Origin of the sequence: Afipia sp. DC4300-2b1 (assembly GCF_049895725.1) — a bacterium.
Lineage (GTDB): Bacteria > Pseudomonadota > Alphaproteobacteria > Rhizobiales > Xanthobacteraceae > Afipia > Afipia broomeae.
In genome coordinates this window covers 56646-71147 of sequence record NZ_JAFCSX010000002.1, presented here as the reverse complement: position 1 = coordinate 71147, position 14502 = coordinate 56646, and the positions used below count along the sequence as shown (strand labels likewise).

Annotated in this window: 11 protein-coding genes; 1 reads left to right on the top strand and 10 read right to left on the bottom strand. The window is 59.0% G+C overall.

Annotated features, from left to right (window positions below):
* Nucleotides 1-257: 257 nt before the first annotated feature.
* The 10 genes from sucD to ACP7AL_RS06930 form a co-directional block, all read right to left on the bottom strand.
* Nucleotides 258-1142: a succinate--CoA ligase subunit alpha gene (gene sucD, locus ACP7AL_RS06975; RefSeq protein ID WP_425990139.1), complete on the bottom strand. Its 885-nt coding sequence runs from the start codon at nucleotides 1140-1142 to the stop codon at nucleotides 258-260.
* Nucleotides 1142-2344 carry an ADP-forming succinate--CoA ligase subunit beta gene (sucC, locus tag ACP7AL_RS06970; RefSeq protein WP_425990137.1) on the bottom strand — a complete coding sequence of 401 codons (1203 nt, stop codon included), beginning with the start codon at nucleotides 2342-2344 and terminating at the stop codon, nucleotides 1142-1144. The genes sucD and sucC overlap by 1 nt, the downstream gene beginning before the upstream one ends.
* A gap of 190 nt (nucleotides 2345-2534) precedes the next feature.
* On the bottom strand, nucleotides 2535-3827 hold the full coding sequence (gene oxlT / locus ACP7AL_RS06965) for an oxalate/formate MFS antiporter (protein ID WP_425990135.1): 1293 nt from the start codon (nucleotides 3825-3827) through the stop codon (nucleotides 2535-2537).
* A 253-nt stretch (nucleotides 3828-4080) separates the two neighbouring features.
* Nucleotides 4081-5592, bottom strand: a complete 1512-nt coding sequence (locus ACP7AL_RS06960) for a tripartite tricarboxylate transporter permease (protein ID WP_425990134.1) — start codon at nucleotides 5590-5592, stop codon at nucleotides 4081-4083.
* 27 nt (nucleotides 5593-5619) lie between these two features.
* On the bottom strand, nucleotides 5620-6126 hold the full coding sequence (locus tag ACP7AL_RS06955) for a tripartite tricarboxylate transporter TctB family protein (protein WP_425990132.1): 507 nt from the start codon (nucleotides 6124-6126) through the stop codon (nucleotides 5620-5622).
* Between the two features lie 64 nt (nucleotides 6127-6190).
* Nucleotides 6191-7204 (bottom strand): Bug family tripartite tricarboxylate transporter substrate binding protein, encoded by a 1014-nt coding sequence (locus tag ACP7AL_RS06950; RefSeq protein ID WP_425990130.1) that lies wholly within the window; start codon nucleotides 7202-7204, stop codon nucleotides 6191-6193.
* Between the two features lie 524 nt (nucleotides 7205-7728).
* Nucleotides 7729-7866, bottom strand: a complete 138-nt coding sequence (locus ACP7AL_RS06945) for a hypothetical protein (RefSeq protein ID WP_425990128.1) — start codon at nucleotides 7864-7866, stop codon at nucleotides 7729-7731.
* Nucleotides 7867-8116: 250 nt separating this feature from the next.
* Nucleotides 8117-9397, bottom strand: a complete 1281-nt coding sequence (frc, locus tag ACP7AL_RS06940; RefSeq protein WP_006021819.1) for a formyl-CoA transferase — start codon at nucleotides 9395-9397, stop codon at nucleotides 8117-8119.
* Between the two features lie 92 nt (nucleotides 9398-9489).
* Nucleotides 9490-11232: an oxalyl-CoA decarboxylase gene (oxc, locus tag ACP7AL_RS06935; protein WP_425990126.1), complete on the bottom strand. Its 1743-nt coding sequence runs from the start codon at nucleotides 11230-11232 to the stop codon at nucleotides 9490-9492.
* Nucleotides 11233-11269: 37 nt separating this feature from the next.
* Nucleotides 11270-11995 (bottom strand): GntR family transcriptional regulator, encoded by a 726-nt coding sequence (locus ACP7AL_RS06930; RefSeq protein WP_006021821.1) that lies wholly within the window; start codon nucleotides 11993-11995, stop codon nucleotides 11270-11272.
* 294 nt (nucleotides 11996-12289) lie between these two features.
* Between ACP7AL_RS06930 and ACP7AL_RS06925 the strand changes: the two genes are divergently transcribed.
* Nucleotides 12290-14458, top strand: a complete 2169-nt coding sequence (locus tag ACP7AL_RS06925; protein WP_425990124.1) for an acetate--CoA ligase family protein — start codon at nucleotides 12290-12292, stop codon at nucleotides 14456-14458.
* Nucleotides 14459-14502 lie beyond the last annotated feature (44 nt).

Below are 14502 nucleotides of genomic sequence, written 5' to 3'. Positions count from 1 at the left end.
CTCGTCTGCTGGAAGTGGAAGAATGATGCGAAATCAACAGATGCGATGCGTTTCCTCGTCATTGCGAGGAGCGTGGCGACGAAGCAATCCAGTCTTCGCGTGATGATGATTTACCTGGATCACTTCGCTGCGTTCTCAATGACACAGCGGGATCAATCGCAAACAAAAATGCCCGGGACGAGCCCGGGCATCTTGATGAATCGCAACGGATGAGAAAGATCAGCGGTCCGTCGTCGCGCGATTACTCGCGCGAGCGCTTACCCCTTGAGCACATCCACCAGAGTCTTGCCGAGGCGCGCTGGCGACGGCGAGACACGGATGCCGGCTGCTTCCATCGCGGCGATCTTGGATTCGGCATCACCCTTGCCGCCGGAGATGATCGCTCCGGCATGGCCCATGCGGCGGCCCGGAGGCGCGGTGCGTCCGGCAATGAAACCGACCATCGGCTTCTTGCGTCCGCGCTTCGCTTCGTCCTTGATGAACTGCGCGGCGTCCTCTTCCGACGATCCGCCGATCTCGCCGATCATCACGATCGACTTGGTGTCGGGATCGGCAAGAAACAGTTCGAGCATCGATATGAAGTCGGTGCCCTTCACGGGATCGCCGCCGATGCCGACCGCGGTGGTCTGACCGAGGCCTTCGGCTGAAGTTTGATACACCGCCTCGTAGGTCAGCGTACCGGAGCGCGAGACGATTCCGACGTTGCCCTTCTTGAAAATATTTCCGGGCATGATGCCGATCTTGCATTCACCCGCCGTCATCACGCCGGGGCAATTCGGACCGATCAGACGCGACGACGATCCTTCCAGCGCGCGCTTGACGCGCACCATGTCGGTCACCGGAATGCCTTCGGTGATGCAGACGATCAGCGGCACTTCGGCGTCGATCGCCTCGCAGATTGCATCCGCAGCGCCTGGCGGCGGAACATAGATCACGCTGGCGTCCGCGCCGGTGGCCTCACGCGCCTGCGCCACCGTGTCGAACACCGGCAGGCCGAGATGGGTGGAGCCGCCCTTGCCGGGCGAGGTGCCGCCGACCATCTGCGTGCCGTAGAGCGCCGCCTGTTCGGAATGGAAGCTGCCGTTTTTCCCCGTAAAACCTTGGCAAATCACCTTGGTATTGCTGTCGATGAGGATGGACATTACGCGGCTTCCTTTCGTGTGGCGCGAACGATCTTCTGCGCGGCATCGTCGAGATCGTCTGCGGCGACGACATTCAATCCGGATTCGGCAATGACCTTCTTGCCGAGTTCGACATTGGTCCCTTCCAGCCGGACCACCAGTGGCACACTGAGGCCGACCTCGCGCACCGCGGCGACCACGCCTTCGGCGACGACATCGCAACGCATGATGCCGCCGAAGATGTTGACCAGGATGCCCTTCACGTTCGGATCGGAGGTGATGATCTTGAACGCCGCCGCGACCTTTTCCTTGGTCGCACCGCCGCCGACATCGAGGAAGTTCGCCGGCGTGGCGCCGTAGAGCTTGATGATGTCCATGGTCGCCATCGCGAGTCCGGCGCCATTGACCATGCAGCCGATGGTGCCTTCGAGCGCGATGTAGTTCAGGTCGTACTTCGACGCCTCGATTTCCTTCTCGTCCTCTTCGGTGAGGTCGCGCAGCTTCATCAGTTCAGGGTGACGATATAGCGCGTTGGAATCGAAGTTGATCTTGGCGTCGAGACAACGCAGGTCGCCCTGCTTCGTCACCACCAGCGGATTGATCTCCAGCATCGCCATGTCGGTGGCGACGAACGCGTTGTAGAGCTGCGAGGTGAGGATCGAAGCCTGCTTGGCGAGATCGCCACTCAGGCCAAGAACCTGCGCAACCTTGCGACCGTGATGGGCCATCACGCCGGTCGCGGGATCGACGGAGAAGGTCACGATCTTGTCCGGTGTATCGTGCGCCACCTTCTCGATGTCCATGCCGCCCTCAGTGGACACCACGAATGCGATCCGCGAGGTTTCGCGATCGACCAGTATCGAGAGATAGAATTCCTTTTCGATGTCCGAGCCGTCTTCGATGTACAGGCGATTGACCTGCTTGCCAGCGGGCCCGGTCTGCACGGTCACCAGTGTGCGTCCGAGCATTTCCTTGGCGAAGCTTGCGACCTCATCGATCGACTTCGCCAGCCGCACGCCGCCCTTTGCGTCGGCCGGCAATCCCTTGAACTTGCCCTTGCCGCGGCCACCAGCATGGATCTGCGATTTCACGACATAGACTGGACCCGGCAGCGACTTTGCCGCAGCGATCGCTTCATCGACAGTGAACGCAGGCGCACCTGCCGACACCGGCACGCCGAAAGTCTTCAGGACTGCCTTGCCCTGATATTCGTGGATATCCATCGCAATCCTCCCGTCATGACCGAGGTCAAGAAACGCCCTGTTTTCAGGGCTTATGAGATCAAATCCCTGTCTTGTATTATGTATACCAGAGATTGCCCCACTCATCCGGTATGAGTCAATCGGGTCAGAAAAAGAAAAACGCGCCCATCCGGAGATGAGCGCGCTCTTGAGACAGTCAGGTCGTTGCGCGTCAGGCCGTCGCCATCGATTTCTCGACCACTGACTTGCGCCAGGGCTTCAGCACGATGATGGCAAGCAGCGAAGCGAGAATATTCGCGCCGGCCGCCACGATGAAGACCATGTCCCACGTGCCCGAGCTTTGCTGCATGTAGTTCGCGGCAGGCACAAGCAGCGCTGCCGTTCCTTTCGCGGTGTACAGCAGGCCCGCATTGGTGGTCGCGAACTTCGACCCGAAAGTATCCGTGCAGGTCGAGGGGAAGAGCGAGTAGATCTCACCCCACGCGAAGAACACGAAGCCCGACAGCAGCACGAACCAGACCGGATCGTGACCCCAGAGGTAGAGCATATAGATGCCGACGCCTTCCATGCCGAACGCGATGAACATGGTGTTCTCGCGGCCGATCATGTCGGAGATCCAGCCGAAGAACGGGCGTGTCAAACCGTTGAGTACGCGATCAATGGTCGCGGCAAATGTCACCGCGGTCATCGTCATGGCCATCAGCGTGACAGGAACGCTGTCGACTTTCCAGTCAACCGCGATCGGCTTGAGGTTCGCAGTCACCATCAGTCCGCCGGCGCCGACGATAACGAACATGAAGTACATCAGCCAGAAAATTGGATGCCGGAGAACTTCGGTCGGCGCGTAGTTACGGCGCGTCTGCTGAAGCGCGGCATTCACAACTGGCGGCGGCACCTGTCCCGCCTTCGGTGCGAACATCAGGAACGAGAGGATCACGATGATGATGCCCTGCCCCAGACCGAAATAAAGGAAGGTGTTCTGGAAGCCGTCGTTCTTGATCATGGCCTGGATCGGCGCGACCGTGAGCGCGGAGCCAGCACCAAAGCCGGCAGCGGTGATGCCCGCGGCAAGACCGCGCTTGTCGGGAAACCACTTGAGCGCGTTGCCGACGCAGGTGCCGTAGACACCGCCGGCGCCGATGCCCGCGATGATCATGCCAAGGTAGAAACCGTTGAGCGTTGTGGCCTGTGCATTGATCGCCCAGCCGATCGCGCAAAGAACCCCGCCGACGAGAACAACGATGCGCGGACCGTACTTGTCGACGAACCACCCCTCGACGGGGACCAGCCACGTTTCGAACAGCACGAACAACGTGAACGCCCACTGGATCGATGCGCGATCCCATCCGAATTGTTTCTGAATGTCGGGGACGAAGAACGTCCAGCCGTATTGATAGTTCGCGATCATCACCATGGCGCCAACGCCGATCGCCAACTGGACCCAGCGATAGGTATCGCTGACGCGCGCAGCCGCCGGGGCCGCCGTATGAACCGTATCCGTCATCGTTCCTCCGAGTGCGCCCTTGCTCTGTTAAAGTTCGGCAGACGCTACAGCGGGGAAGGCTGGTATATGATATGCCAGATTGCAAGAGGTATTCGAAGGAACTGCGACTTTTTAGCTATGCACCTCTGTAATGGGTTTGCGCAAGAAAAATGGCCCCGGCGGTTGCCGAGGCCATTCAAAAGGACAATCCTCTTTCAGAGAAGCCTTGCGACGGGCCCCAAGTATCCGAAACGCAGAAGCTCTTTCTCCTTATTTACATTGCCGTTTTCGGTGCGCGCGACGACAGCCGCGCCCAGCCGTTCGAGATCAAAGGCCAGAACAGGGCGATCAATCCCAAGGTCATGATCGATCCGACAAGACCGTTGGAGAAGAACACGCCGAGGCTGCCCTGCGATCCAAGCAACGCTTGCCGGAATGCTTCCTCCGCCTTGTCGCCAAGCACGATGGCAAGAACCAGCGGCGCCATCGGATAGTTACACTTCTTCATGACGTAACCGACCACGCCAAACACCATCATCATCACGACGTCGAAGGTGTTGTTGTGAACGGTGTAAGCACCGATTGCGCACAGCACGAGAATCACCGGCGCGATGATGCTGAACGGAATGCGCAGGATCGCAGCGAACAGCGGCACGCAAGTCAGCACCACGATCAATCCGACGAAATTGCCGAGGTACATGCTGGCAATCAGGCCCCAGACGAAGTCCTTCTGCTCGACGAACAGCAGTGGCCCGGGCTGCAATCCCCAGATCAGCAAGCCACCGAGCAGCACCGCAGCCGTCGGCGATCCCGGAACGCCAAGTGACAACATGGGCAACAGCGCAGCCGTGCCTGCGGCATGCGCCGCAGTCTCGGGCGCGACCACGCCTTCAATTTCACCCTTACCGAAATTCTTGCCCTGCTTCGACATGCGCTTGGCGATGCCATAGCTCATGAACGACGCGGGCGTCGCACCGGCCGGCGAAACACCCATCCACACACCGATCAGACACGAGCGCAGTGACGTCGCCCAATAGCGCGGGAGTTCTTTCCATGTGTCCCACACCACCCGTGCGTTGATCTTGGCCGGCTTGCCTCTGAAATTGAGCCCCTCCTCCATGGTGAGAAGAATCTCGCCGATTCCAAAGAGCCCGATGACCGCTATCAGAAAATCGAATCCGCTAAGCATTTCGGAGAAGCCGAAGGTCAAACGCAGTTGTCCCGTGATGCTGTCAAGACCAACCGCCGCCAGCGCGAAGCCGATCATCATCGCGACAATTGTCTTGAACGGCGGCTCCTTGCCCATGCCGATGAAACTGCAGAAGGCGATGAAGAAGACCGCGAACTTTTCCGCCGGGCCGAACTGAAGCGCGAATTTTGCCACCAGCGGCGCCACCAGCGTGATCATGATCACGGCAAATAATGCACCGACGAATGACGATGTGAATGCCGCAGTGAGCGCCTCACCGGCCTTGCCCTTCTGTGCCATCGGATGACCGTCGAACGTCGTGGCCACGGACCACGGCTCACCTGGGATGTTGAACAGCACCGATGTAATGGCGCCTCCGAACAACGCGCCCCAATAAATGCACGACAACATGATGATCGCCGACGTTGGAGGCATGCTGAACGTCAGCGGCAGCAGAATCGCCACGCCATTTGCGCCGCCGAGACCCGGCAGCACTCCGATTACCACACCGAGAACGATCCCGATCACCATGACCAGGATGTTGAACGGCTGCAGTACCGTCGCGAAGCCGTGAAACAGATTTACGATTTCTTCCATGTCAATGTCCTCAGCCGCAGCGGGAATTTAGAGACCAAGCAACTCTTCCAGCGGGCCTTTTGGCAGCGGAATGAGGAACCATTTTTCGAAGAACAGGTAGACTGCTAGCGGCGTGCCGAGCGCTACGGCAGCAGTTGTAGTCCACGGGTATTTGCCGAGCCACTTCATGAACAGAGCAATGAGAAGCACCGAGGCGACATAGATGCCGAGATACGGGATGCTCAGACAGTAAATGGTGGTCGGCACGAAGACGGAGAGGACCTGGCGAAGCTGTCCCCAATCCGCAAAGAGCTGACCGTCATCAGGCTCCATCAGAAGCTGGATGCAGTTCACGCAGCTCGCCAGCACAATGATGATGCCGATGTAGAAGGGAAAGAATCCGGATTTGGGACCCTCCGCCCCCCATCCAGCTCCCGCTTTCATGCTCCCGATAATCGTGATCACCCCGAACAGGATGCAGAACACGCCAACGCCGAACTCCGTCCATCGATGCGACGGCCCGCGCTGACCAACCCCAGAAGAATGCTCGCTCATATTTTTCCCCACGCTGAAGCCTTTGCCGGCGGAACCTGTCCGCCGGCAGCATCTGTCGTTGAAATTATTGTGGTGCAGCCAGGAAGCCGGCGTCTTTCATCAATGCCTGGTGCCGCTTCTGTTCGTTATCGACCCATGCCGAATACTCAGGACCGACCATCATGGTCTGATTGAAGGCACCATCCTTCATCAGGCTTTGCCATTCGGGTGTTTCACGAACTTTCTTGAACACATCCACGTAATAGTCGACCTGCTCTTTGGTCGCCTTCGGCGATGTGAAGAATCCGCGCAGCATCACGTACTCGACATCGAGCCCTTGCGACTTGCATGTCGGAATGTCGCCCCACGACTTTCCATCTGCGACTACGTCCTTGTAGGGGAGCGGCTTGGCATCGAACACGCAGAGCGGGCGGACGGCTCCGCCACGCCATTGCGCGACGGCTTCGATCGGATTGTTGACCGTGGAATCGACATGCTTGCCGACAAGCTGGACCGCAACTTCGCCACCGCCGCGATACGGAATGTAGGTGAACTTGGTGTTCGACGCCTTCTCGATCGCAACGGTAATGATCTGGTCTTCCTGCTTCGATCCAGTGCCGCCCATCTTGAACTCACCGGGCTTCGCCTTCACGGCCTCGATGTAGTCCTTCACGGACTTGTACGGGCTGTCCGCATTCACCCAGAGGATGAACTCATCCAGCGCCATCATCGCGACCGGCGTCAGATCCTTGTGGCTGAACGGAATGCCGGTACCCAATGGCGTCGTGAAAAGGTTGGAGAGGGTAATCACCAGCTTGTGCGGGTTGCCTGCTGAACCTTTGACATCAAGGAAACCTTCACCGCCGGCGCCGCCGGCCTTGTTCACCACCACCAACGGCTGCTTCATCAGATTGTGCTTGGTGATGATGCCCTGGATGGTGCGGGCCATCTGGTCCGCGCCGCCGCCGGTACCGGCGGGAACCACGATCTCCACCGGCCGGGTCGGCTCCCATGCCGCCGAGGCGGGACTGGATGCGAAACCCAGCGAAGCTCCAACTCCCAGTGCAAGACCTAACGTTCGATAAGACGACAACATCATTGCGTTTCTCCCACCCGTTGTTTCACGCCGCTCAACGGCGGCTTAATTCCAAAAATCTGCCTACGGCAGCCTGCAGAGTTCGATCCCTGGTGACGTCTGTTCGTCTGCCTCCAGAAACGTTCGTGAAGAGTAGTCACGGCTGAATACGATGCACGCTGCATGGCAACTTCACAGCCACGTCGCGGCAACGGGTCAGCCAGGATCGTTGTGGGGAAGTTCGCGCCAACAGCCATGGTCACGCCATCCGCCTTTCGGCGCGGCCGCCTGGACACCGTAAGAACGGTATCAGCCATGGTCCCTCTCCCAAGGCGCGCTGTTCTATTGAAAACCGACAGCTGCTGCCTGAAACGCATCGTTGTATGCGATATGCCAGGACACAAGAGTTATTCCAGACACCACAGTGCGGCACTGCACTATTCGCCAGTGTGCGCGCTCAACAAAAAAGCCCCGGAAAACCGGGGCCTTTCACAATGTCATTTAATACGATGCTCGCGATTATCTGCGAGCGCTCAGTACCTTAATCGTCACAGTCCGAACCGCGGCAGATCGCCATTCCTGGCGGAAATCTTGGCGCTCTTCATCAGGAAATTATCAACGAAAGCAATCAGCTGACGGAACAGCCCGTTGCAAGAAGCAAAGCCGATCGAAGCAGTCTTGGACATGGGAGGGCCTTTCAGAACCGATGAATTCAGCGCTGGCATCGCGCTGCGTCATGGCCAATCTAGGTATACCAGATGCCAGACTCAATACGAGATTCCGCATAGCAGCATTTGCGTTAGTGCATCGCAACATCGGCCTTGGACGCGACGAAATGTCTCAACTTTCCCACACAGTATCAATGACTTGAAGGTATCTAAAAACCACAAAAAGGCCGGCGAAGTTCGCCGGCCTTTGGTCTCGCAAGTCAGATGCTTACTCGGCTGCTTCGACCTTACGTGGTGGCGAAAGAGCACCCGAATTGTGAATCTCCGCAACCTGATTGTCATTAAAGCCGAGAACCTGCTTCAGGATTTCGTCGGTATGCTCGCCCAGCAGTGGCGAGCGCGTCACCACGGTCGGGCTGTCCGATAGCTTGATCGGATTGCCGACCGAAATGTACTTGCCGCGGGTCGGATGATCGACCTCGACGAGTGTACCGGTGGCATAGAGAGACTTGTCCTCGGAAATTTCCTTCATCGACAGAATCGGACCGCACGGAATGTCGTCCTTGTTGAGAATTTCCATCGCCTCGAACTTGGTCTTGGTCATGGTCCACTGTTCGATGCGTCCGAAAATCTCATTCAGACGCGGCAGACGCGCAGCCGGCTTGGCGTAGTCCGGATGCGTCTTCCAGCCGGGCTCGCCGATCACGTCGCAAATCTTTTCCCAGACCGGAGCCTGCGTGATGAAATAGAGATAGGCGTTCGGGTCGGTCTCCCAACCCTTGCACTTCAGGATGCGGCCGGGCTGGCCACCGCCGGAATCGTTGCCAGCGCGCGGCACAGCATCACCGAACGGAATGCCTTCGCCGAACTGGCTGTATTCCTTGAGCGGACCGTGGGCGAGACGCTGCTGGTCGCGCATCTTGACGCGCGTCAGATTGAGCACGCCGTCCTGCATTGCCGCAGTAACCTTCTGGCCCTTGCCGGTGGTCGAACGCTGATAGAGGGCGGTAACGATACCGAGCGCCAGATGCAGGCCGGTGCCGCTATCGCCAATCTGCGCACCTGTCACCAGAGGAAGACCATCGCGGAAACCGGTGGTCGATGCAGCACCGCCGGTGCACTGCGCGACGTTCTCATAGACCTTGCAATCCTCGTAGGGACCGGGGCCGAAACCCTTGATCGAGGCGACGATGAGCTTCGGATTGATTTTCTGGATGGTTTCCCAGGGGAAGCCCATACGATCCAGCACACCCGGACCGAAATTCTCGACCAGCACGTCGCACTTCTTCATCAGCTCGGTGAGGACTTCCTTGCCCTTCGGGTTCTTGGTGTCGAGCGTGATCGAACGCTTGTTGTGGTTCAGCATCGTGAAATAGAGGCTGTCCGCATTGGGGACATCCATCAGCTGGCCGCGGGTGATGTCACCGACGCCGGGACGCTCCACCTTGATCACGTCGGCGCCGAACCATGCCAGCAACTGCGTGCACGTCGGTCCTGACTGGACGTGGGTGAAATCGAGAATCCGAACGCCCTTCAGCGCCTGTGTCATCGTGTAATACTCCGTATCGGTCGACGCCTTCTGACGCCGAGTGCGAGGACTGAAATCGGCAGGAAGCGACATGCTCCCTGCCGTGTGACCAGTTATTTCTTCTTCAAGACGCTTTGAGGGTTGAGATTGCCGATGCGGCCGCTTTCGCTGCCTGCAGCGGGATCGATGACCGCATTGATGAGTGTCGGCTTGCCCGAATCCATCGCCGCGTTAACCGCTCGCTTCAACTCGTCGGGAGTCGTCGCGTTGACTCCGACGCCGCCGAAGGCCTCCATCATCTTGTCGTAACGTGCGCCCTTCACGAACACCGTAGGTGCCACGTCCGGGCCACCCGAGGGGTTGACGTCGGTGCCGCGATAGATGCCGTCATTGTTGAAGATCACGACACAGACCGGCAGCTTGTAGCGGCAGATCGTCTCCACCTCCATGCCGGAGAAGCCGAATGCGCTGTCGCCCTCGACCGCGAGCACCGGCTTGCCGGTCTCAATCGCAGCGGCGATGGAGTAACCCATACCGATACCCATGATGCCCCAGGTGCCGACGTCGATGCGCTTGCGCGGCTGATACATGTCGATGATGCCGCGCGCCAGATCGAGTGTATTTGCGCCTTCATTGACAAGAATCGCGTCGGGACGCTCCTTGATGATGGTGCGCAGGACGCCGAGGGCGCCGTGATAGTCCATCGGCGAGTTGTTGTTCATCAGGCGCGGAGCCATTTTGGCAACGTTGTCGTCGCGCTTAGTCTGGACGGTTTTGATCCAGTCCGCCGGCGGGGTCTGCCAGTTACTGCCCATGCCCTGCACGAGCGCCGAGACGCACGATCCGATGTCGCCGACCACTGGCGCGACGATCTCGACGTTGGAGTCCATTTCCTTCGGCTCGATGTCGATCTGGATGAACTTCTTCGGCGCGTCGCCCCACGTCTTGCCCTTGCCGTGCGACAGCAGCCAGTTGAGGCGCGCGCCAATCAGCATGACGACGTCGGAGTCCTTCAGCACCGTGGAGCGTGCCGCACCGGCGCATTGCGGATGCGTGTCGGGCAGAAGGCCCTTGGCCATGCTCATCGGCAGGAACGGGATGCCGCTTTTCTCAATCAGAGTGCGGATCTCATCATCGGCCTGTGCGTAAGCCGCGCCCTTGCCAAGGATAATGAGCGGCTTCTTCCCCGATTTGAGCACGTCGAGCGCGCGTTTCACCGAGTCGGGTGCCGGAATCTGTGCCGGCGCCGCATCGATGACTTTCACCAGCGACTTCTTGCCGGCGTCCGCATTCATAACCTGACCGAACAGCTTCGCCGGCAGATCGAGATAGACACCGCCGGGACGGCCCGACACCGCAGCACGGATCGCACGCGCAACGCCGATACCGATGTCCTGCGCATGCAGCACACGGAACGCCGCCTTGCACAGCGGCTTCGCGACCGCGAGCTGATCCATTTCTTCGTAGTCGCCCTGCTGAAGATCGACGATTTCGCGTTCCGACGAGCCGGAAATCAGGATCATCGGGAAGCAATTGGTCGTGGCGTGGGCGAGCGCTGTGAGGCCGTTAAGAAAGCCCGGTGCCGACACTGTCAAACAGACGCCCGGCTTCTTCGTCAGGAAGCCGGCGATCGACGCGGCATAACCAGCATTCTGTTCATGGCGGAACGAAAGAACACGAATGCCTTCCGCTTGCGCCATGCGGCCGAAGTCCGTGATCGGAATCCCCGGCACGCCGTAGATCGTATTGAGGCCGTTAAGCTTGAGCGCGTCGATGATCAGATGAAAACCATCTGTCAGCTCCTGCTCTGCATCATTCGCAGTCGTCGCCTCTAACTTACTCGCTGCCGTCAGCATCGGTGGCCTCCCTAGTCTCTTTTTTTGATCGTCTGGTCTACGTAAAGATTTCCTGTCCATGGGTTTCGACGTAGGTCGCAAGCCCAAGCGTGTGGTCGCGGGCGCGCTTTTCAGCGAGCTCGGTGTCGCGCTCCTCGAGCGCTTCGATGATGGCAAGATGCTCCGGCAAAGACACCGCGGTGCGGTCGGTTCGGCCAATCGTCAGTTGCCGGTAGCCACGCACGTGCAGAAGGATGTCGTTGGTCATATCGACCAGGACGGGAGATTCACTCAGCGAAATCAGCGCCTGATGGAACGCGATGTTCGCTTTCGAATACTCTTCGATATGATCCTGCGGTAGCCGGTCTTTGTTGAAGTCCTTGAAGAAGTTGCGCAGCGCCGAAATGTCTTTCTTGCGCGCCGTCGTAGTGATGAGACGCGCGGCCATGCTCTCGAGCGCAGCCCATGCCCGGATCATGTCCACGATTTCGGCCTTGGTCTTGCGCACCACCACGATGCCACGGCGTGGAACCGTCTTGACGAAACCGTCCTGCTCCAGCATCGCGATCGCTTCGCGGATCGGCGTGCGGCTGACACCCAGATGTTCCGACAGCGCGCGCTCGTCGAGCATCACGGGCTCAGGGCTGGCGTAGATGTCCATTTTGAGAATGGCTTCTTTCAAAGCGTCATAGGCCTTGTTTTTGAAACTTGCCTCAGGCGCAATGCGAACGATCGCAATGTCCTGCTCATTCAATGGTGCCTTTGAGATTTTCTGAGTAGCCATGAATCATCTCCCTCTCTTCCAGAGGGGCTGTATACCACGGAAGCGTTGCCTAGGTTCTTGGCATACCAGATGCCAGCATGTCAAGCAACGCGCCCGGTGCCGCAGGGCCTAGTGAATAGGCTTGACAAAGATGGTTCTTGGCATACCAAATGCCAAAGATGGACATTTTGTCTCTGCACGCTTCAATCCGTGCGGGCAAACGCCAAGATGTGGTGATCTAAGCGCTCGGGAACGACCGTCCGACAACCCGCGCGCAACCAGATTTCAAAAATGGACGTGACAGGAGGAAGTGTAATGGCTCATTCGCAGGACGCAGCTCGCAAGATCGACGTCGGACAACGGGCAAAAGCTGAGGTTCGGAGAATTCTCGACGCCGTAAAGGCCGACAAGCGCACCAGCCTGACCGCGCCGGAAGGCAAACTGGTCTGCGATGCTTACGGAATTCCGGTCCCAAAGGAAGGCGTGGCAAAGTCCGCCGCCGAAGCCGCAAAGATCGCGACCGGCATGGGTTTCCCGGTGGTGATGAAGATCGTTTCCCCCGACATTCTCCACAAGACCGAAGCAGGCGGCGTGATTGTCGGCGTGAAAACAGCCGCCGACGCCGAAAAGGCTTATGAGACAATTCTGGCAAATGCCAAGAAGTACAAGGCCGATGCCAAGATCGAAGGCATCCAGGTTCAGCAGATGCTGCTGGGCGGCACTGAAGTCATCGTCGGCTCTATTACCGACGGCTCATTCGGCAAGCTGGTGGCCTTCGGCCTCGGCGGCGTTCTGGTCGAAGTTCTGAAAGACGTCACCTTCCGCCTCGCGCCTGCAACCAATGCCGATGCGCTTTCCATGCTCGATGGAATTCAAGCCCACGAAATGCTGAACGGCGTTCGCGGCGGCGATCCGGTCAACCGCGAGGCTCTGGCGGCTATCATCGTCAACGTTTCGCAGCTCGTCAGCGATTTCCCTGAAATCGTGGAACTCGATCTCAACCCGGTTTTCGCCACCAAGAAAGACGCGATCGCCGCAGACGTGCGCATTGTCGTCGATTTCGACTACAAGCCGCGTCCTGCTCCGCGCTCGAATGACGAAATCGTCACTGCGATGAACCGCATCATGATGCCGAAGGCGGTCGCCGTGATCGGCGCGTCATCCGAAGCCGGCAAGATCGGTAACTCGGTGATGAAGAACCTCATTAACGGCGGGTACAAAGGCCAGATCTATCCGATCCATCCGAAAGCGGATGAGATCATGGGCATCAAGGCGTACAAGAGCGTGAAGGATGTGCCCGGCGTGATCGACACGGCGGTATTCGCCATTCCTGCGAAGTTCGTCGCCGCAGCACTCGCCGAATGCGGCGAGAAGAAAATCCCCGGCGCCGTGCTGATCCCGTCGGGATTCGCCGAGGCTGGCGCGCCCGAACTTCAGGAAGAGATCGTCGCGGTCGGCAAGAAATACGACATCCGCCTGATGGGGCCGAACATTTACGGCTTCTACTACACACCGGCCAATCTCTGCGCGACCTTCTGCACCGCTTATGACGTCAAGGGCCACGCCGCTCTGTCATCGCAGTCGGGCGGTATCGGCATGGCCATCATCGGCTTCTCGCGGTCCGCCAAGATGGGCGTGTCGGCGATTGTCGGTCTCGGCAACAAGTCCGACATCGACGAAGACGATCTGCTCGCTTTCTTCGAACAGGACCCGAACACCACGATCATCGCGCAGCATTGCGAGGATCTGAAGGACGGCCGCGCCTTCGCGGAAGCCGCCAAGCGTGTCTCCAAGAAGAAGCCGGTTGTTGTCCTCAAGGCTGGCCGCACCTCGGCCGGCGCGAAGGCTGCGTCGTCGCACACCGGCGCACTCGCCGGTAACGACAAGATCTATGAGGACGTACTGAAGCAGTCTGGCGTCATTCGCGCCCGCTCGCTGCGTCAGCTTCTCGAATTCGCTCGCGGCATTCCGGTGCTGCCGACCCCGAAGGGCGAGAACGTGCTCATCATTACCGGCGCAGGCGGCTCAGGCGTGCTGCTGTCGGACGCCGTGGTCGACAACGGTCTGTCGCTGATGGCGATGCCGCCGGACCTCGATGCGGCGTTCCGCAAGTTCATTCCGCCATTCGGCGCTGCTGGCAACCCGGTGGACATCACCGGCGGCGAACCGCCGATCACCTACGTCAACACCGTGAAGCTCGGCCTGTCGGATGACCGCATTCACTCGCTGATCCTCGGCTACTGGCACACCATCGTCACGCCGCCAATGGTCTTCGCCAGGAACATGGTCGAGGTGAAGAAGGAAATGGAAGCCAAGGGTATCAGCAAGCCGATGGTCGCCTCGTTGGCCGGTGACGTCGAGGTCGAGGAAGCCGCTGAATACCTCTATCAGAACGGTATCCCGGCTTACGCGTACTCGACCGAACTTCCGGTCGAAGTGCTTGGTGCAAAATATAAGTGGGCACGCGGCGCCGGCCTGCTGTAAGTTCTGACAATGGGTGCCGCCTCCAAAGGCGGCACCCGCCTTGT